The organism is Paraburkholderia sp. Ac-20347, assembly GCF_017104805.1.
Taxonomy (GTDB): domain Bacteria; phylum Pseudomonadota; class Gammaproteobacteria; order Burkholderiales; family Burkholderiaceae; genus Paraburkholderia; species Paraburkholderia tropica.
On the sequence record NZ_JAAGPN010000175.1, the window covers coordinates 1 to 17266 of the forward strand.

The 17266-nt window shown below is 65.5% G+C and carries 21 protein-coding genes and 1 tRNA gene; 7 read left to right on the forward strand and 15 right to left on the reverse strand.

The window, feature by feature from the left end:
* The 4 genes from G3N97_RS26600 to G3N97_RS26615 all read right to left on the reverse strand — a co-directional run.
* Window positions 1–1109, reverse strand: a 1109-nt coding sequence (locus G3N97_RS26600; protein ID WP_205996025.1) for a diguanylate cyclase, incomplete at its 3' end; no start/stop codon positions are given.
* Window positions 1110–1318: 209 nt separating this feature from the next.
* Window positions 1319–2164 carry a DNA-binding domain-containing protein gene (locus G3N97_RS26605; RefSeq protein WP_205996026.1) on the reverse strand — a complete coding sequence of 282 codons (846 nt, stop codon included), beginning with the start codon at window positions 2162–2164 and terminating at the stop codon, window positions 1319–1321.
* The gene (locus tag G3N97_RS26610; RefSeq protein ID WP_346778120.1) at window positions 2161–3063 is read right to left on the reverse strand and encodes a DUF692 domain-containing protein; all 903 of its coding nucleotides are present in this window, start codon (window positions 3061–3063) and stop codon (window positions 2161–2163) included. Before G3N97_RS26610 ends, G3N97_RS26605 begins: the two co-directional genes overlap by 4 nt.
* A gap of 2 nt (window positions 3064–3065) precedes the next feature.
* Window positions 3066–3314, reverse strand: a complete 249-nt coding sequence (locus G3N97_RS26615) for a DUF2282 domain-containing protein (RefSeq protein ID WP_065061978.1) — start codon at window positions 3312–3314, stop codon at window positions 3066–3068.
* 366 nt (window positions 3315–3680) lie between these two features.
* Here G3N97_RS26615 and G3N97_RS26620 point away from each other — a divergent pair, with 366 nt between their 5' ends.
* The gene (locus G3N97_RS26620) at window positions 3681–3995 is read left to right on the forward strand and encodes a DUF4148 domain-containing protein (protein WP_205996027.1); all 315 of its coding nucleotides are present in this window, start codon (window positions 3681–3683) and stop codon (window positions 3993–3995) included.
* Between the two features lie 358 nt (window positions 3996–4353).
* On the opposite strand, the gene G3N97_RS26625 is transcribed toward G3N97_RS26620, so the two are convergent.
* Complete coding sequence (locus tag G3N97_RS26625) at window positions 4354–5160, reverse strand: hypothetical protein (RefSeq protein ID WP_205996028.1); 807 nt, start codon at window positions 5158–5160, stop codon at window positions 4354–4356.
* A gap of 159 nt (window positions 5161–5319) precedes the next feature.
* The gene (locus tag G3N97_RS26630) at window positions 5320–5628 is read right to left on the reverse strand and encodes a hypothetical protein (protein ID WP_241030842.1); all 309 of its coding nucleotides are present in this window, start codon (window positions 5626–5628) and stop codon (window positions 5320–5322) included.
* Between the two features lie 160 nt (window positions 5629–5788).
* On the opposite strand from G3N97_RS26630, the gene G3N97_RS26635 reads away from it, so the two are divergent.
* The gene (locus tag G3N97_RS26635) at window positions 5789–6235 is read left to right on the forward strand and encodes an SRPBCC family protein (RefSeq protein WP_205996029.1); all 447 of its coding nucleotides are present in this window, start codon (window positions 5789–5791) and stop codon (window positions 6233–6235) included.
* A gap of 116 nt (window positions 6236–6351) precedes the next feature.
* On the opposite strand, the gene G3N97_RS26640 is transcribed toward G3N97_RS26635, so the two are convergent.
* The 5 genes from G3N97_RS26640 to G3N97_RS26660 form a co-directional block, all read right to left on the reverse strand.
* Window positions 6352–6427: transfer RNA gene (locus tag G3N97_RS26640), tRNA-Ala, on the reverse strand.
* A gap of 68 nt (window positions 6428–6495) precedes the next feature.
* On the reverse strand, window positions 6496–6822 hold the full coding sequence (locus G3N97_RS26645; RefSeq protein ID WP_124260964.1) for a c-type cytochrome: 327 nt from the start codon (window positions 6820–6822) through the stop codon (window positions 6496–6498).
* A 38-nt stretch (window positions 6823–6860) separates the two neighbouring features.
* Window positions 6861–7646, reverse strand: a complete 786-nt coding sequence (locus G3N97_RS26650) for a BON domain-containing protein (protein ID WP_205996042.1) — start codon at window positions 7644–7646, stop codon at window positions 6861–6863.
* Window positions 7647–7674: 28 nt separating this feature from the next.
* On the reverse strand, window positions 7675–8262 hold the full coding sequence (locus tag G3N97_RS26655; RefSeq protein WP_205996030.1) for a phosphoheptose isomerase: 588 nt from the start codon (window positions 8260–8262) through the stop codon (window positions 7675–7677).
* Between the two features lie 217 nt (window positions 8263–8479).
* Entirely contained in the window at window positions 8480–9037 is a 558-nt protein-coding gene (locus G3N97_RS26660; RefSeq protein ID WP_205996031.1) for a YraN family protein, read from the reverse strand.
* On the opposite strand from G3N97_RS26660, the gene rsmI reads away from it, so the two are divergent.
* Window positions 9036–9953 (forward strand): 16S rRNA (cytidine(1402)-2'-O)-methyltransferase, encoded by a 918-nt coding sequence (rsmI, locus tag G3N97_RS26665; protein ID WP_205996032.1) that lies wholly within the window; start codon window positions 9036–9038, stop codon window positions 9951–9953. The genes G3N97_RS26660 and rsmI overlap by 2 nt on opposite strands.
* A 198-nt stretch (window positions 9954–10151) precedes the next feature.
* Here the strand turns inward: rsmI and G3N97_RS26670 are convergent, their stop codons facing one another.
* Window positions 10152–10763 carry a septal ring lytic transglycosylase RlpA family protein gene (locus G3N97_RS26670; RefSeq protein WP_205996033.1) on the reverse strand — a complete coding sequence of 204 codons (612 nt, stop codon included), beginning with the start codon at window positions 10761–10763 and terminating at the stop codon, window positions 10152–10154.
* 802 nt (window positions 10764–11565) lie between these two features.
* On the opposite strand from G3N97_RS26670, the gene G3N97_RS26675 reads away from it, so the two are divergent.
* The 3 genes from G3N97_RS26675 to G3N97_RS26685 all read left to right on the forward strand — a co-directional run bounded on the left by G3N97_RS26675 (window position 11566) and on the right by G3N97_RS26685 (window position 13487).
* Entirely contained in the window at window positions 11566–12234 is a 669-nt protein-coding gene (locus tag G3N97_RS26675) for an MBL fold metallo-hydrolase (RefSeq protein WP_205996034.1), read from the forward strand.
* Between the two features lie 68 nt (window positions 12235–12302).
* A complete protein-coding gene (locus tag G3N97_RS26680) occupies window positions 12303–12926 on the forward strand; it encodes an exonuclease (RefSeq protein ID WP_205996035.1) in 624 nt (207 codons plus the stop codon).
* A gap of 90 nt (window positions 12927–13016) precedes the next feature.
* Window positions 13017–13487, forward strand: coding sequence for an Lrp/AsnC family transcriptional regulator (locus tag G3N97_RS26685; protein ID WP_173816881.1), 471 nt, complete (start codon window positions 13017–13019; stop codon window positions 13485–13487).
* A gap of 44 nt (window positions 13488–13531) precedes the next feature.
* On the opposite strand, the gene G3N97_RS26690 is transcribed toward G3N97_RS26685, so the two are convergent.
* The 3 genes from G3N97_RS26690 to G3N97_RS26700 all read right to left on the reverse strand — a co-directional run bounded on the left by G3N97_RS26690 (window position 13532) and on the right by G3N97_RS26700 (window position 16409).
* Complete coding sequence (locus G3N97_RS26690; RefSeq protein ID WP_205996036.1) at window positions 13532–14677, reverse strand: cation diffusion facilitator family transporter; 1146 nt, start codon at window positions 14675–14677, stop codon at window positions 13532–13534.
* 341 nt (window positions 14678–15018) lie between these two features.
* Window positions 15019–15327: an H-NS histone family protein gene (locus G3N97_RS26695; protein WP_205996037.1), complete on the reverse strand. Its 309-nt coding sequence runs from the start codon at window positions 15325–15327 to the stop codon at window positions 15019–15021.
* Window positions 15328–15734: 407 nt separating this feature from the next.
* Entirely contained in the window at window positions 15735–16409 is a 675-nt protein-coding gene (locus tag G3N97_RS26700; protein WP_205996038.1) for a pyridoxamine 5'-phosphate oxidase family protein, read from the reverse strand.
* Window positions 16410–16687: 278 nt separating this feature from the next.
* Here G3N97_RS26700 and G3N97_RS26705 point away from each other — a divergent pair.
* A partial coding sequence (locus G3N97_RS26705; protein ID WP_205996039.1) for an MFS transporter occupies window positions 16688–17266 on the forward strand: 579 nt, incomplete at its 3' end.

Here is a 17266-nt window from a genome sequence, read left to right on the forward strand (position 1 = left end):
CGGTCGTTGAAGCGCTTGAAACGGTCGACGTCGATCATCATCACCGCCAGCGGCTGCGCCGAACGCCGCGCGCGCAGCCACTCGTGATCGGCGCGCGCCTCGAAGGCGCGGCGATTCGCCAGCGCCGTGAGCGCGTCGGTGCCCGCGAGCGCGCGCAGTTCGTCCTCGACCAGTTCGCGGCGGCGCAACTGACGCGTGAGCACCAGCGCAAGCGTGATCAGCGATGCATCGAGCAACGCCGTCAGCGAGCCGATGATCCACGCGCGCACGCGCCATTCCGAGTAGATGTCGCCCGCCGCCACCGCGACGCCGAACACGAGCGGATAGCCTTCCACGCGCCGGAACGCGAACCAGCGCCGCACGCCGTCGAGCGGCCCGACGCCGAAAAAGCCGCCCGCCTCGTCGTGCTCGAAACGGTGAAACAGCGCCGAATCGGCGAAATCCTTGCCGATCATCTCGCTCGCGTAGGGACGGCGCATCAGCAGCGTGCCGTCGGCGAGCGTGAGCGTGACCACGCCGTTCGCGCCGATCTCCACGCCGCTCATCAACTGACGGAAATAGTCGAGCCGCATGGTGCCGACGACCACGCCCGCGAACGTGCCGTCGGGTTTCGACAGGCGGCGGCTCAGGCCGATGGTCGCGTTGGCGGGGCCGTCGCGCGGAATGAAAGGGCGGCTCACGTAGAGCCCCATGTTCGGCGTGTCGCGCTGCACGATGAAGTAGTCGCGGTCCGCGACGTTGACCTCGCGCGGCGGCGAAGCGCGCGAATCGAAGATCACGTCGCCGGCCTCGTTCGCCACGAGAATCACGCCGAGATGCTTCGCCGTGGCCGAGCGGTCGAACAGCACGTTCTGGCGGATATCGTCGGGCAGTTCGGCGATGCGCGGATCGCCGAGCGCATCGATCACGGCCCGCAGGGACAGCTCGTAGATCTCCAGATTGCGCGCCGCATCGCGCTCGAACAGCAGCGCCATGTTGTACGCGGCGGCGCGCGCGCTCGCGAGCGCGTCTTCGCGCATCTGCGCCATGACCCAGCCCGCCACCGCCGTGAGCACGGCGGCCAGCACGATGCTGATGACGATCATCACATTCGGTCGGCGGGTCATCATGACGGTGGCGCGTGCGAGGCGGTTTGCAATCGAGTGTAGTCCGCGAATCGCGCGACGTGTGGGGTTTGCCACGCATGGCGTCGCATGATGCGCGCCTGGTCGTCTCGCTCATTCGTTTATTACGTATTGACTGAACAATTGCGTGACGCCGCTTGATTCGGATTCCTGCATTTATTTTTCACGCCAGAAAATCTGCGTTTTTATGTGCGCTAACCGCTATTCGAATCTAGCAAACCGGTGATCGCGCCCGCCTCGATCCAGACGCGCCATTGCGTGCCGAAATCGAAATCGGCGTCGATATCGAACGCGCGTTCGAGCGCTTCGTCGAGCGTCGCGCCATGCTGCAAAGCGACGAACGCTTCGTGCGCCGCGCGCGTCTGCGCGAGCGGCTGCGCATGCCAGTGCGGGCGGACAACCAGCGTCCAGCCGGGTTCGTCGATACGCGCGAGCCACGCGCCTGGCGCGGCGTTTTCCTGCTCGTGCGGATCATGCGGATCTCGCTGATGCGCGCGCCAGATCGCCAGCGCGGCGTAGCGCGAAGCCAGCGCCGTGCACGCGGGATGCACCGCAAGGCGCGCGCCCATCAGACGATCGGCGCCGATCGCCTGCCATTGCGCGGCACTCAACGGCGTGGCGTCGGCCGCATACGCCGCGCGATGCAGCGCCCATTCGAGGCGCGCGACATCGCCGAAATACGCGTAGCGCGCATCGCTTTCGTAGCGCTCGACGAACGTCGGCAGCATCGCGCCGAAGCGATTCAGATCGGCGTCGCGCGACGGATGCGCACGCGCGTAGGCGAGCGCGAGCGCATCGAAATAGGCATCGCCCGTGAGCGCCGCGAGCACCGGATACGCACTCGCGAGCGCATGGCGTCGCGCCGCGCGCACGTTGCCGCGATAGAGGCCGAGGCGCGCGTCATGCACACCGCTCGCGATGCGCAGATGTGCGGCGAGCGCGCCATCGGCGGCGGGATCGTCGAGCGCGTCGGCGAACGCCGCTTGCGCCGCTTGCAACGCGCCCAGCGAATCATCGGCGACGTGGCGATCGGCGCTCATGGTCGCTCCGCCGGGGTCGTCCCGGCAAGCGTGGACGCCTCGCGTTCCGCGCTCGTCATCGAGTCGCGCGCGATACGCGCCTCGTCGAGCAGCACGTCGAGCGGCGGCACGTCGGTGTCCCACTCGATCAGCGTCGGCACCGCGCCGAAGCGCTGCAACGCGGCGGCGTACAACGACCACACCTCGGGCGCGACGCGCGAACCGTGATCGTCGATCACAGCGGCGGGCGTCACGCGATGCCCCGCAAGATGCAGTTCGCCGACCGCCTCGCGCGGCAGCGCGGCCATCGCCGCCCAGGCGTCTTCGCCGTGATTACGCGCGTTCACATAGAGATTGTTCACGTCGAGCAGCACGCCGCAACCGGTGCGCCGCGACAGCGCCGCGAGAAACGCGGTCTCGCCATAGCTGTCATCGCGAAAACGCACATACGTCGAGACGTTTTCGATCAGCACGCGGCGACGCAGCGCGTCTTGCAGACGCGACACGCGCGCGCTCAGATGATCGAGCGAAGCCTGATTGAGCGGCATCGGCAACAGATCGTGCAGCGCCGCATGCGGCGTCGCGCCCCAGCACAGATGCTCGGAGACGAGCGCCGGTTCGATGCGCTCGACGAGCCGCGCGAGACGCGCGAGGTGAGATTCGTCGAGCGGCGCGGCGCTGCCGAGTCCGAGACCGACGCCGTGCAGACTCACGGGCCAATCGCGCCGCACCGTGTCGAGCACGTGCAGATCGTAGCCGCCGTCGCCGAAATAATTTTCGCTGTGGACTTCGAGCCACGCCACGTCACGCACACCGCGCACGCCGACGTCTTCCTGCGCCGACGCCCGCATGAACGCGTCGTAATGCGCATGCCGCAAGCCGATGCCGACGCCGCGCGCCGGCTTCGCGGTCCGGCTCACGCTTATTGCTCCGGCGTGCCGCCGAGCTTTTCGCAGGTGCCCTTCGGCATGGTCTTGAAGTCGCCCTTGTCGTGATCGACCTTCGCCTGGCCCGCGCAGTCGTGCACGCCGGTCTTGCTGGAGCAATCGTTCTTGCCGGCCTTGGCGACGCCGTAGCAATTGACGGTGTCGTCCGCGTGCGCGACGCCCGCCGTCGCCAGACCCGCGAGCGCGGCGGCGATCACCGCCTGACGGCTAAGTGCGTTTTTCATGAGGACTCTCCTTGAGCGATGTCGATGTCGATGTCGATGCCCATGCCGATGTCGATTGGCATGCGAACAGAGATGGGGATCGGTGATTGTCGAGGCCGTCGCTGCAGTGCACGACCGGATGCGCACTATTTTGCCTCACCGAAAAGCTCGCAGCGCAGACCGCAGGGCGCCGTTGCGCCCAGCGCATGGAATCCGACGAAAAACCGCGGATCTGGCACCGAAATATCGATAACTATTTCAGTTTTCGCAACGATGTTTGCCACATCTCAATATTTATCTTTGAAGTGCACTGCAATAAAGTGCCATCAACGGATCGAGCAAGACGATTGTTACGGTCCGAAACATAATCTTTGGAGGTTGTTGACCATGAAGTCCCTGATTGCTGTAGCACTCGCTGCGACCGTTCTCGCCGCTCCGGCCCTCTCGTTCGCTCAACAGAGCACGAACCAGCCGCTGACCCGCGCTCAAGTGCGCGCAGAACTCGTGCAACTCGAAAAGGCCGGCTATCGCCCGGGCCTGTCGAGCCCGTACTACCCGGAAGACCTGCAAGCCGCGCAAGCGCGCGTCGCGCAACAGAACGCCACGGCTGAAGCCACGGCCTACGGCGCATCGACCAACGGTTCGACGCAAGCCGGCAGCCACACGCAGCCGAACATCAAGCCGGTTTACTTCGGCCAGTAAGTTCGCAAGATCGCGCGCCCTGCCGTTCGTGAAACGGCACGCCGCGTAAGTACCCCGGACGGGCCCGCGCTCGACTCGATTCGAGCGCGGGCCCGTCGGTCGTTGCGCTGTACGCAGTCGGTGCACAACGTGCACGACGAGTGCTTCGACCGCGATATCGACATCGCCATCGACAGACATCGACGCCGCGCAGCTTGTGCGAGGCGTCTACAGCAACCTCCGCCGTCGGATTTCCGGCGGCTTGCCCGGGCGCTCCGGCGTCCGGGCCTTTTTCCTCTTCCTGTGCTTCGATCCGCCTCCTCCATCCGGGGATGCGGATCGCACCTCTTCTCGCTTCCCCGGAACACTTTTTCGCCGATCAGTCCGGCGTGACGGCGCTCGCGCAGACCTCGCGCTCCTGCGCCGACGCGCGCCGCAAACGCGCGAGACGCGCACTCGTCACCTGAACCAGCATCGCGATCAGCACGGCTTCGGCGAACGCGAGCGCCGTCGGCTGGCGTGCGAGACCGAGTGTCAGCGTCAGACAGAACGCCGCGAAGCCGAAACGCCCCAGCACCATGCCGCGCAGCAGCGCGATCACGAATGCCGCCCCGTGCGCGCGATGCGACGACACCGCCAGCACGCTGCCCAGCAGCGGAAACACCGCGAACAGCCCGCTCCACGCCGCCCCGAGACGCGACGAGAGCGTCGTAACGGCCAGCGTGAGCGCCGCGCCCGCGGCCATGCGAGTGGCGAGATCGGTTCGGCTGAGCGGCGCGCCCGCCGCGACCACCTCGCTGCGCGGCAGAAAGGTCTGACCGAACAGCGTAGCGGCCAGCGCCGCGCCGAGCGCCCACGGCCACGACACCGGCAACTGCGCGAGCACGCAAGCGGCGGCGAACCACGCGACGAGACCCGCGCCGAGCGCCAACGGCCACGATCGCGCGCGGCAGGTCCAGGCGTAGGCGAAGTTGAAGGATTCGGAAGCGAGGATCGCGTACAGCGAGAGCGTCGCGGCGCGCGCGCCGAACGCGGCGCCGTGCCCCATCGTCAGCAACCAGAGAATCGGCCCGGCGACGACGGGCAGCCCCGCCAGCCAGCCGGCCACTTTCGGCCCCCAACGCTTGCCCGACAGCGACACGAACAACAGAAAAAGCGGGACGAGCGTGAGCTTGAGCGTGAGCATCGGACGGGCGGCGGCAACGTGATGGGAAGCGCCGATGGTAACAGCGCCGCGACGCAAGTTTGCGTGGTCGTAGCGGGCCGGGCTGTCTGCGGGAGCAGCTTGTCAGCGCGGCTGCGTCTGGCTGTTAGTTGCGATTCAACCGACCATCGCCGCCGCCACTCAAAACCCCTGCGTCACGAGTCCGAGCACCGAAAGATCCGGATGCGTGCCGTCGATGATGCTTTTCCCGACGTGCGTGGCTTCGTCTTTCGCGTCCTGATCGCTGCGGAAAGTTTCGTCGCCGTCGGGGTGATAGGGGACCGTGTGGCCCGGCAGCGCCGCGTTCGCGCCCGGATGGCAGACATACGCGGTGTAGGTGTAACGCGTGCCGCCGTCGTCCGCGGGCATCGCCTTGATGTGGATTTCGAAGCCTTCGTAATCGACTTTCTGAGTCGACGGCATCAGCGTCGGTTGTTCGGCGGCGGGCATGATGGCCTCCCTTCTCCGGATGTGCCGGGCTCGTGGCCCGGTGATGGAAGAAGTGTAGGCGATGCGCGGCCACGCGAATCGCGTTGCGCGAAGCGTCGCCTAGAATGGGATGAACCGGTTAGCCGACGACCCGACGGTCATCACCGAACGGAGGACCCTCATGCCGACGAACACCGTGCGCCTTCATCGCGTGTTGCGCGCCACGCCCGAGCGCGTCTATCGCGCGTTTCTCGATGCCGCCGCGCTCGCGAAATGGCTGCCGCCCAATGGATTCACGGGCACCGTGCATGAACTCGATGCCGTGGTCGGCGGACGTTATCGCATGTCCTTCACGCACTTCGCGACGGGTGCGAGTCATTCATTCGGCGGTGAGTATCTGGAGCTGACGCCCGGTCTGCGGCTGAAGTATTCCGGCACCTTCGACGATCCGAATCTGCCCGGCGTGATGCACACCACGGTGGTCTTGCGCGCGGTGTTTTGCGGCACGGAAATGGACGTCACGCAGGAAGGCATTCCGGAAATGATTCCGGCCGAGGCGTGTTATCTCGGATGGCAGGAGTCGCTTGCGTTGCTGACGATGCTGGTCGAAGCGGAAGCTCGCGCGTAGCGTGACGAGCAAGCGCGGCGAGCAAGCACGGCGACAACGCAAAGAGGCAAACCTGAAAGGCGAACCCCAAACGAAAAAGGGCTACAGGCGCTTGCCTGTAACCCTTTGAATTCGTTTGGTGGAGAGGAGGAGGATCGAACTCCCGACCTTCGCATTGCGAACGCGACGCTCTCCCAGCTGAGCTACCCCCCCACAACGAAAATGATTCTAGCACAGCTAAATTTGCTTGTGCCAAGCGTCATTTTTGAGCTGACGCAAAACTATTTCGAAGGCGAGCCCGCCAGGATCCACGCGACGACATCGTGAATATCGCTGGCGCTCATCGCGGGATGCGAGGGCATCGGAATCGCGCCCCACACGCCCGCGCCGCCGTCGCGGACTTTCTTTTCGAGCTTGGCCTGCGCGAGTTTATCGCCCTTGTATTTAGCGGCGATGTCATTGAACGACGGCCCCACGAGACGGCGATCCACCGCGTGACAGCCCATGCACGCGTTGGTGCGCGCGATGCTCTGACCGTCGCCCGCGGCGAATGCCGGAGCCGCGCCGAACAGGGCGGCGACACCGCCCGCCGCCATGGCCAACACCATCACGCCACGTCGAATTGCCACCACAGAACGACCCATCATCACATCGTCGCTCCGCCGTTGGCCGAATGCGGCGCGGATTCCGTCACGGGCGCGGGCGCCTGCTGCTCGATCGGACGCGAACTCACGCCCGAATCCGGAATGGCGCCGACGGTCGGCGCATCGGCCGTCGCGGCGGGTGCCTGCGGCGCCGACGCAGCCGACGCATTCGCGGCCATCGCCTGCTGCGGGTTGATGTACTGATAGCACTTCACGACCTGCGAAACGCCCATCACCGTGCTCGATGCGTCGGCGGCGATACGGCCTTCCTCCGGCGTGACGAGGCCCATCAGATAGATGTTGCCGCGCTCGGACACGACCTTGAAGTTGTTCGCGGAGATGTTCTTGTACGCGACCAGCTCGGCCTTCACGCGACCTTCGAGATACGAGTCGTTGGCGCGCGACGAGAACGAGCTCGCCGGCATGACCGCCAGTTCGTTGACGACCGATTCGACGTTCGTGACGCCGCGCACGATGTTCTCGGCCTTCTGCTTCGAGGCTTCGTCGGGCACTTCGCCGGTCAGCAGCACGCGCTGATTGAACACCGCCACGTTGACGTGCGCGGTGTCGGGCAGCGCGTTGCTCACGTTCGAGAGCGCCTTCACCTGAATCTCGCGATCTTCGGTTTGCGAGCCCACGGTGCGGCGGTCGGTCGCCACGAGTGCCGTGCCGCCCGCCGCGCCCGCGAGCGCGAGAAAGCAGCCTTGCAGGCTCGCGCACAGCGAAGCCGCGAAGCCGATCGTCAGCGTGGTCCGTGCCAGCGCGCGCGTCATGCCGGTTCTGATCATCAAGTGCCTCTCCTTCGTCCTTCGGGTGTCAGTCGTCGCCCAGCAGCATCGCGTCGATGCCGTCGCACAGGCAGTGGATCGTCAACAGGTGAACTTCCTGAATGCGCGCGGTCCGCTCGGACGGCACGCACAGCTGAATATCGGTGTCGGCGAGCGCGCCGTTGATCTGGCCGCCGCCCTTGCCGGTCAGCGCGATCACGATCATTTCGCGCTCGTGCGCTTCCTGAATGGCCGCCAGCACGTTCGCCGAATTGCCCGACGTGGTGATCGCGAGCAGCACGTCGCCGGGCTGGCCGAGCGCGCGCACCTGCTTCGCGAACACCTGCTCGTACGCGTAGTCGTTCGCGACGGCGGTGAGCACCGAGGCGTCGGTGGTGAGCGCGATCGCGGGCAGGCCCGGACGCTCGCGCTCGAAGCGGCCGATCAGTTCGGCGGCGCATTGCTGGGCCACGGCGGCCGAACCGCCGTTGCCGCAAGCAAGGATCTTGTTGCTGTTCGCCAGCGCGGCGAACATGGTATCGACCGCGGCGGCAATTGGCACCGCCAGGGTTTCCATCGCGGCGAGCTGGAGCGCTGCGCTATCGCGAAAGTGCTGTTGAATGCGTTCGACGGACATCGACTCTCTAATCTGTACTGCGGGTATCGCGAAAATTCCGCTGGGTTGCGGCGTGCCGCAAGTTTAGCGCAATCGCGCGCGTTGTTTTCCAGCGTTCTTTTTCTCTGCGCGCGATTTTCGCGCGTTTTATCGCTTCTTTCGCGTCTTTTTTCACCTGCTTACGAGTGAAGCCGTGATGCGGGCATGCAGACGCTCATTCAGGCTCACACCCAAACGCTCATTCGTCGTCGGCGCGAAACGCATCGCGCAGCCAGGTGAGCCGGCCGCCTTCGAACGTCACCAGATCGAAGCGGCACGCGCCCGGCATCGCTTCGAGCGCCTGCGCGCGCGCCGCGAGAAAGTCGCGCGCCGCCAGCAGCAGACGTTGCCGCTTGTGCCAGCCGACGCTCGCCGCCGCGCCGCCGTAGCCGCGCCGCGCGCGGGCGCGCACTTCGACGAACACCAGCGTGCCGTCGCGATCGCGCATCACGAGGTCGAGTTCGCCGCCGCGGCAATGCACGTTGCGCGCCACCAGCACCAGCCGCTGACGTTGCAGATAGACGAGCGCGTGCTGTTCGAAACGCGCGCCGATCTCGCGACGCGTGCGGCATTCGCCCGCACGCGTTCCGGCGTTCGACCGCGCCCGTGTGGAAAAGTTGTCGCTCCTGTCTTCGCCTCCGCCTTCGTCCTCGCGTTCATCCCGTGCACCGCCGCGTTCCGCCTGATGCGGCGCCGCGGCCTGCCCCACATGGCACAATGTCGGCCTCTTTGCTTGCGTTCGCGCGTTCCGTGTCATGACGTCCCTCTCGTCCCCCTTCGAACTCGCCCAGGCCCAGCACTATCCCGCCGCCACGCTTTATGTCGTGGCGACGCCGATCGGCAACACCGCCGACATCACGCTGCGCGCGCTGCACGTGCTCGGACTCGTCGATCGCATCGCCGCCGAGGACACGCGCAACACGGGCCAACTGCTCGCGCGCTACGGCATCTCGAAGCCGATGATCGCCGTGCACGAGCACAACGAGCGCGAAGCCGCGCAGCGCGTAATCGAGCAACTGCGTGCGGGCGAACGCGTGGCCTGCGTGTCCGACGCCGGCACGCCGGGCATTTCCGACCCGGGCGCGAAACTCGTGGACGCCGTGCGCGAAGCCGGCTTCCAGGTCGTGCCGATGCCGGGCGCCAGCGCGCTCGCGACCGCGCTGAGCGTGGCCGGCGACTGGGTGTCGACGTTCACGTTTCTCGGTTTCCTGCCGCCCAAGGCGAAGCAGCGCGCGAGCGCGTTGCAGCCGCTCGCCGCGCATGCGCACGCGATGGTGTTCTACGAAGCGCCGCACCGCATCGTGGAGACGGTCCAGGCGCTCGCCGATGCGTTCGGTCCCGCGCGCCGCATCCTGATCGCCCGCGAGTTGACCAAGCTACATGAAGCGCTGTGGCGCGGCACCCTGGCCGAAGGGCCAACGTGGCTGGCCGAGGATGCGAATCGTCAACGCGGCGAGTTCGTGCTGGTGGTGGAAGGTGCGCCCGCGCAGACGTCGGACGACGAGAATCACGACGCGCTGCTGCGCGTGCTCTTGCAGGAAGTGCCGGTGAAGGGCGCGGCAAAGCTCGCGGCGGCGCTCACGGGCGCGTCGCGCAACACGCTCTACGCGCGGGCGCTCGAACTGAAGCATGAAGGCGGGGAAGAGGACGAAGAAGGCGACGAGCCGGACTGAGCCGTCATCGCCAGACAGCCGCGCGCGTCCGCCTGGGCGCTCGTGGCCTGAAAAACGAAAGGGCCGCAACGCGTCAGCGTGCGGCCCTTCGTGTTTTGCCGGGGTTCGGCCCGAATCAGCCTGCGGATCTTCGTGGATCTCGACCGGTGCGCGCCACGCGCCAACACGGTCGAATCAGCGGACGATCCGCTCAGCCGATCAGCGGTCGCTGCCCGAGTTCGAGTTGGCGGCCAGCATTTCCGCCTGCGCGGCCTTCGCTTCCTGGCGCGAGAGGCCTTCGATGTTCACCTTGGCGGTGCCCGCGTGCTGCAGGCCGAGCATCTTCGCCGCCGCGTACGACAGGTCGATCACGCGGCCGCGAGCGTACGGGCCACGATCGTTGATCTTCACCACGACCCACTTCGAGGTCGAGGGCACGCTCACGCGCACGTACGCGCCGAGCGGCAGCGTGCGGTGTGCGGCGGTCATCGCTTCCATATTGAAGCGCTCGCCGCTCGCGGTCTTGCGACCGTGGAACGCGCGGCCGTACCACGAGGCGCGGCCCGTCTGGTGGAACGAGCCGACGTCCGGGCTGTCGCTGTCGATCGGCTGGGCGTCGGCGAGCGACTTGTCGTTGTTCGCGCCCGAAGCAGGCAGCGCGGCCAGCGCGGAGCCGTAGCTCTGCGGCGTGGCAAACGCGGTGTGCGCGTCCTTGGTGCTGAGCGCGTTGCCCTGCGCCTGGTCTTGCGGACCCGGCGGCATGGCACAACCGGCCAGCACGGACACGGCTGCGAGACTCCCGAATCGTCGTCGAGAAAGTCCGAATTTCATAAGCTAGTCATCACGTTTCAAGGCCGTCCCGCGCCTTGGTTGCGCGTTGCCGGATAGCCTCGGCGGTCGCAGGTAAAAGGACTCCCCGCCCGCGAAACGCGGACGAAAGCCGATACCCGGATGCAGCTCCTGAGCCGCTACCGCTGGTTTTCTTTCACGTCTGGCGCAACCTGTCCCCGGCAGCCTGACCAGACCCCACATGCCGCCATCGAACGCGATGGGCTGCATTCAGGCACGCCGGAAAAACACGGCGCACAGGAACGGCGGCGTAGGCCCCACCCAGCGTCACGGCAGCAAGTCCGTGGCAGGCGCGTGGCGCCTGGCTGGGCAAGACGTGCGGTGCCGAACGGATCGGCACCTGATTTGCCGTCTTGTAAGGCAGCCTGTTGGGCTCGCCTCGACGGACGGCACTGCTTGACGGCGATGCATCGCGACCCATTTTTTACTGCGGGTCACATCGCCCAGTGAATGCACGTAGAACGTGCGTGATGGGTCGCATTATACCCAAAACTTATTCTTGTCATCGAATTCCTATCGAAATCCTCATCATTTCCCACTATTGCTGTAATAAAGCGCCGCTAACGACCGGCTCGATCCCTTGTCTGACAAGGGATTGCGCGGATCGCTGCGCGCCTCGGGCGGCGCTCCCTGCGCGCCGGTACAATCGAATCTTTGGCCGGCGCCGAGGCGGCCGCGATTCGCTCGCGACGTTTCCTGACGTCGCGGACGTCGTCGCTCGCACACGCAGCACGCCTCGATGCGCCCCGCCGTTCCAACAACAATTCCGTCCCCGCGTTAGCGCATGAAAGTCACGCTGATTCCCGTCACGCCGTTCCAGCAAAACTGCTCGCTGCTCGTCTGCGAAGCGACGAACCGCGCCGCCGTCGTCGATCCCGGCGGCGACCTCGACCGCATCGAAGCCGAGATCGCGAATCAGGGCGTGCAGCTCGAAAAAGTCCTGCTCACGCATGGTCACGTCGATCACTGCGCGGGCGCGAAAGCGCTGGCCGAGAAGTTCGGCGTGCCCATCGAAGGTCCGCAGGAAGACGAACGTTTCTGGATCGAGCAGTTGCCGCAGCAGAGCGTGCGCTTCGGCTTCGGCCATGCGCAGGCGTTCGAGCCGGATCGCTGGCTCGTCGACGGCGACACCGTGCGTTTCGGCAACGAAGTGATGGAGGTCTATCACTGCCCCGGGCACACGCCGGGCCATGTGGTGTTCTTCAGCCGCGCGCACCGGCTCGCGCTGGTCGGCGACGTGCTGTTCGCCGGGTCGATTGGCCGCACCGACTTCCCGCGCGGCAATCACGCGGACCTGATCCGCTCGATCCGCGAAAAGCTCTGGCCGCTCGGCGACGACGTCACGTTCGTGCCGGGCCACGGGCCGGTCTCGACCTTCGGCGAGGAACGCCGGTCGAACCCGTATGTCGCAGACGGCGTACCCGGCGCGACGGGCCAGGCGCAGTGGGGCTGAAGTGGGCTGAAGTCGGGCCGGGCGCTCCGGACACCGCACCAGACAGATTGAATTAACCAGGCGAAGCAATGAATCAAGCAGCCATAGAGGAAATTTACGTCAGCACCGATGTGGAGGCCGACGGGCCGATCCCCGGTCCCCATTCGATGCTGAGTTTTGCGTCGGCGGCCTACACGGCCGACAAGCGTCTGATCGCCACGTTCTCGGCGAATCTCGCCACGCTCGAAGGCGCCGCGCCGCATCCGGTGCAGGCCGCATGGTGGGAGACCCAGCCCGAGGCGTGGGCCGCGTGCCGCACCGATCTGCAGGATCCGGCCGCCGCGCTCGTCGCCTACGTCGAATGGGTGGAAAAGCTGCCCGGCAAGCCCGTGTTCGTGGCGATGCCGGCGGGCTTCGATTTCACCTTCATGTTCTGGTACATGATGCGCTTTGCGGGCCGCTGCCCGTTCTCGTGGTCGGCGCTCGACATCAAGACGCTCGCGTTCGCGATGACGGGCCTGCCGTACCGCAAGTGCATCAAGCCGCGTTTTCCGAAGCACTGGTTCGACGATCACCCGCACACGCACGTTGCGCTCGACGACGCCATCGAGCAAGGCGCCCTGTTCTGCAACATGCTCGCCGACCTGCGCGCGCAGCAAGCCGCCGCAGCGCTCGAAGAGGGAGACGCGCCGGGGCAAAATACCGCCGTCTGAGCACTAAGTTAGGGAAATTCCCTCGTCATTTGTGGTTTGCATTGCGTTTCGTTTTCCCGGCCTCTACCATTTGGGAATCCGGCGACGCACATGGAGGCGCATTTGACACTCGATACCTTCTCCCAGAAGATCCTGCGCCTGCTGCAGCTCGACGCGCGCCGTTCGGTGCAGGAAATCTCCGATCAAGTGGGCCTGTCCAGCACGCCGTGCTGGCGCCGCATCAAGGACATGGAGCAGTCGGGCGTGATCCAGCGCTACACGGCGCTGCTCGATCGCGAGAAGCTCGGCCTGCATGTCTGCGCGCTCGCGCATATCCACCTCACGCGTCACACGGAAGGCGGCGTCGAAGCGTTCGAACGCGAGATCGCCACCTGCCCTGAGGTGACCGAGTGCTACAGCACCACCGGCGAGTCGGATTACATCCTCAAGATCGTCGCACCCGACATCAAGTCTTACGACACCTTCCTGCACGAACGCATCTTCCGCATCCCCGCGGTCGCCCAGGTGCGCACGAGCGTCGTGCTGCGCGAAATCAAGTTCGATACGCAGTTGCCGCTTTGAGCGCGCTCGCGCCGCCCTGCCACGGAGCGTAGCGCGTCGGCCTGTCAGATGCGCGCAGCGAGCGACTGCACCGCCTCCAGCCGGCTCGCGCCGAGTTCGCGCCTGAGCGCGTCGAGATCGACGGCCTCGAGCGCGCGCGGGTCGCCGCCCGGCGCAAGCACGGCCTGGATTTCGAGGCCCGTGCTCAGGTAATGCAAGGTCACCGATTCCACCTGCACGCCGCGCGCCGCGAGCGCCTCGCGCAGCGCCACGGCCACGCGCTCGCGCGGCGGCAGGCTCGCGACCGAGCGCGCGAGCATGTCGTCCTCGGGATCGACGTGGATCAGCGCATCGAGCACGCGTGCATCGGTCAGCACGCGCTCGCGCGCCATCTCGGCGATGTAATGCCCCTCGGACACCGAAATCAGCGGATCGACGAGAATGTGCGCGTCGACCAGCGCGAGGTCGCCCGTCTTGCGCGTGCGCATTTCGTGGACGTCGAGCACGCCCGGCGTGGAGAGCAGCAGCGCGCGCAGATCGGCCGCGGCGGCTTCGTCGAGCGCGCGGTCGGAGAGATCCTGCAGCGCGTCCCAGCCGAACACCCAGCCCATGCGCGCGACCATGAAGCCGACGATGGCCGCCGCGATCGGATCGAGCAGCCGCACGCCCATCAGGCTGCCGACGATGCCGAGCGCCACCACCAGCGACGACGCGGCGTCCGAGCGCGCATGCCACGCATTGGCGATCAGCATGGCCGAACGCACGCGCTGCGCTTCGCGCAGCATGTAGCGGAACAGCGCTTCTTTCGAAATCAGCACGAGCACGGCCACGGCGAGCGCGCTGGCATGGACGGGCGGAATATCGCCGAGATTCGCGATGCGGGTGCCGGCGCGTGCGAGCATGCCCACGCCGACCGTAATCAATATGGCGCCGAGAAATAATGAAGCAACGGTTTCATAACGGCTGTGGCCGTAATTGTGATCGGCGTCCGGTTTTGCGCCGCTATGGCGATTCGCGAGCAGTACGACGAAATCGGAGACCAGATCGGAAAGCGAATGCACGCCGTCCGCGATCAATGCCTGCGAATGCGCAATCACACCCACGATGATTTGCAGCACGACCAGCACCGCATTCAAGGCGACACTGACCAGCGTGGTCTTGCGCGCCACGCGCTGTTTATCGGAAAACGTTTCGGCGACAGAGGAAGCCATGCTCAGGGCAGCGAGGTCACAATATGCCGATTGTAATGGCGACGCCGTCCCCAATTGTAGATAACCCTGGATTCTTCTTTTAAATCAGGCGACTACGAGAAAGCGTCGCATTCGCATTCAAATATGAAACCGGAGTGCCGGTTCAATGCGGCCTGGCTTAATCCGCCGCGACGGGCGATTGAGCAAACAGAATATGGCAACCGAACGTAAGAATACGTAAGGTAGACGCAATAGATCGCAAATTGAAGACGCAAAAAAGCCGCGCGTCATTTCCCCGTGACTGCGCGGCTTTTCTGCTGGGCGGACATTTCAGCTCCGCCTGGCAAACCCTGTCTGGCGATTTACTTCTGGATCAGGAATTTCTCGCGATCCTTGCCGGCGATCCAGCGCGGCGGCTTGCCGCGGCCCGACCACGTGCTGCCGCTGTCGGGGTCGCGATACTTCGGTGCGACGCTGGCGCGCGAGCGGCTGGCTTGCTTCGCGGCCTTGCCGGCTGCACGGCCGCCGCCGAGTTCGGCGAGCGTAATGCCGTAGTCGGCCATTTTCTGCTTGATCTCGTCGAGGACTTCGGCATATTCACGCGCCTTCGCCTCTTCAATCTGCTGCTCCAGCTTCTCTCGCTGTGCGAGAAGTTCCTTGTATGACGACATGAGTAAAGGTGCCTTGATGGTTCGTTGATAATGGCTACCGATCTTGCGCCAGTATGCCGATTGACAGATGATTCGCCTCGGAAATTGGTGGCGAGATTAACACAGAAACGAATCCCCGGAAAAGCGCACGCAATAAAAATAATTAAAACAGATTTCCAACTGTTCCGCGACGCTGCAAGTCATAAAGACGCTTTCATTGCGTGCAAATCAGTATTTTTACTGAATGCCGCTTTTTCCAGATAAATCCGATTCTCACAACTGGCAATTTATGAAAATTAATTGGTAAGAATTCGCAAAACATTTCACGCCATGAGAACTTTGCATGCGATGCGTCATTTACCGGAGAATGGCGCATCGCAACAATCAAGAAAATCCCACAGACGGCGTCGCCCGGTTAGAGGGATTATTCAGATTGCGTGGCGCTCAATGCAGTCGATTAGCACGGCATGCAAGGATGGCGAATCGGCTTGCGGCTCCTCGAAAATGAAGCGCGCGCGCTGTCCGTCTACCGCGAGATCGGCGCCATAACGGTCCACGCCCAGTAACTCCAGTCCGGCGCGGCGCGCGGGATTCGCCTCGAAGGCCGCGATCAGCGCGTCTTCTTCGCCGACGTCCAGCGGATCGAGGTCGTCGATATCGTTACCGTCGAGCCAGCCCATCGCGCCGAAACCGCCGATATAGCGCAGGCGCTCGACGTGCATCACCCAAAACGTGAAGTCGCCGAGTTCGAGATAGCGCGCCGCGTCGGGCTGATAGCGCAGATAGCGGCGCGCGAGCGGCGAATGCGCGTCGGCGTCGGTGGGCTCGAAAAGTCCGAGCAACGTCATGCGCGGGGCGTTCAGCACGTCCTCGCCGCGCGCGCCCGTCTGCGCGATGAGCAACCCGGCGCGCGGATCGCCCTGCAGGTTGCGCGTGTGCTCGGCAAGCCGGCTCACGAGGATCACGGGCCGGTGCTCCGCGTCGACGGCGAACGGCAACAGCGTCGGATACGGGAAACCGTGCGGCTCGCGCGCGTGCGTGGCGAGCGCGCCGACGGACACCTGATGCAGCAGATGCAGCGGAGCATGGGCGGGAATCTTCACGGCAGCGTCCTCGGGCGATGGTGGCGGCGGAAATAGACAAGACCGGTGCAAAGGCCGGCACCAGGCCGCGTTCCGCGATGCCACTATTAGAGCAGGCCGCGGCGCGGCGAGCAGTCTGCGCGCGCGTTGGCTAAAATCGTCGCCTGGCTTTCAGTCAGCTTATCGGACCGGACCGGCCGCCATCGATCCAGGCCGCCGCCGTCCGCTTTCGCTGATTTCCGCCACAACAGCCGACGCCTCACTTATATCCAGCAGCCATCCTTCGCCGGAATTTCCCAGTGTCCAACCACGCCTCCGATCCCGCGCTCGACGCGCAGCCCGCCGCCGTCCATCGCGCCCTGCCCGCCGCCCGGCGTCACCGCGCCCGCATCGCGACCATGGCGCTCTTCTTCGTCGCCGGGATGATGTACGCCTCGTGGGGCGTGCACGTGCCCACCGTGCGCGACAAGTTCCACCTGAACGCGGCCATGCTCTCGTACGCGCTGTTCGCGGTCGCGGGCGGCTCGATTGCCGCGATGACGTCGATCGGCACCTGGATCGCGCGCGTGGGCTCGCGCCGCGCCTGCTTCGCGGGCGGCATCACGATGAGCGTCTGCGGCGCGCTGATCCTCGTCGTGCCGTACTACTGGATGCTGATCGTCGTGCTCGCGGCGTTCGGTATCGGCATGGCCACGCTCGACGTCGCCATGAACGCCGAGGCGAGCGCCGTCGAGGAAGCCGTCGGCAAGCCGATCATGTCGGGGCTGCACGGCATGTTCAGTCTCGGCGGCATGGCCGGCGCGGCGATCGGCGGCGCGCTGCTCGCGCGCGGCATGGCGCCCGCGCTGCATCTGCTGCTCGCTTCGGCGCTGGCCGCG

What these genes read in the sequence shown, in the direction of transcription:
- G3N97_RS26605 (WP_205996026.1), bottom strand. Translation starts at nt 2,164, where the DNA reads ATGAGCGCCGATCGCCACGTCGCCGATGATTCGCTGGGCGCGTTGCAA.
- G3N97_RS26615 (WP_065061978.1), bottom strand. Translation starts at nt 3,314, where the DNA reads ATGAAAAACGCACTTAGCCGTCAGGCGGTGATCGCCGCCGCGCTCGCG.
- G3N97_RS26620 (WP_205996027.1), top strand. Translation starts at nt 3,681, where the DNA reads ATGAAGTCCCTGATTGCTGTAGCACTCGCTGCGACCGTTCTCGCCGCT.
- G3N97_RS26625 (WP_205996028.1), bottom strand. Translation starts at nt 5,160, where the DNA reads ATGCTCACGCTCAAGCTCACGCTCGTCCCGCTTTTTCTGTTGTTCGTG.
- G3N97_RS26630 (WP_241030842.1), bottom strand. Translation starts at nt 5,628, where the DNA reads ATGCCCGCCGCCGAACAACCGACGCTGATGCCGTCGACTCAGAAAGTC.
- G3N97_RS26635 (WP_205996029.1), top strand. Translation starts at nt 5,789, where the DNA reads ATGCCGACGAACACCGTGCGCCTTCATCGCGTGTTGCGCGCCACGCCC.
- G3N97_RS26645 (WP_124260964.1), bottom strand. Translation starts at nt 6,822, where the DNA reads ATGGTGTTGGCCATGGCGGCGGGCGGTGTCGCCGCCCTGTTCGGCGCG.
- G3N97_RS26650 (WP_205996042.1), bottom strand. Translation starts at nt 7,646, where the DNA reads ATGATCAGAACCGGCATGACGCGCGCGCTGGCACGGACCACGCTGACG.
- G3N97_RS26655 (WP_205996030.1), bottom strand. Translation starts at nt 8,262, where the DNA reads ATGTCCGTCGAACGCATTCAACAGCACTTTCGCGATAGCGCAGCGCTC.
- rsmI (WP_205996032.1), top strand. Translation starts at nt 9,036, where the DNA reads ATGACGTCCCTCTCGTCCCCCTTCGAACTCGCCCAGGCCCAGCACTAT.
- G3N97_RS26660 (WP_205996031.1), bottom strand. Translation starts at nt 9,037, where the DNA reads ATGACACGGAACGCGCGAACGCAAGCAAAGAGGCCGACATTGTGCCAT.
- G3N97_RS26670 (WP_205996033.1), bottom strand. Translation starts at nt 10,763, where the DNA reads ATGAAATTCGGACTTTCTCGACGACGATTCGGGAGTCTCGCAGCCGTG.
- G3N97_RS26675 (WP_205996034.1), top strand. Translation starts at nt 11,566, where the DNA reads ATGAAAGTCACGCTGATTCCCGTCACGCCGTTCCAGCAAAACTGCTCG.
- G3N97_RS26680 (WP_205996035.1), top strand. Translation starts at nt 12,303, where the DNA reads ATGAATCAAGCAGCCATAGAGGAAATTTACGTCAGCACCGATGTGGAG.
- G3N97_RS26685 (WP_173816881.1), top strand. Translation starts at nt 13,017, where the DNA reads ATGGAGGCGCATTTGACACTCGATACCTTCTCCCAGAAGATCCTGCGC.
- G3N97_RS26690 (WP_205996036.1), bottom strand. Translation starts at nt 14,677, where the DNA reads ATGGCTTCCTCTGTCGCCGAAACGTTTTCCGATAAACAGCGCGTGGCG.
- G3N97_RS26695 (WP_205996037.1), bottom strand. Translation starts at nt 15,327, where the DNA reads ATGTCGTCATACAAGGAACTTCTCGCACAGCGAGAGAAGCTGGAGCAG.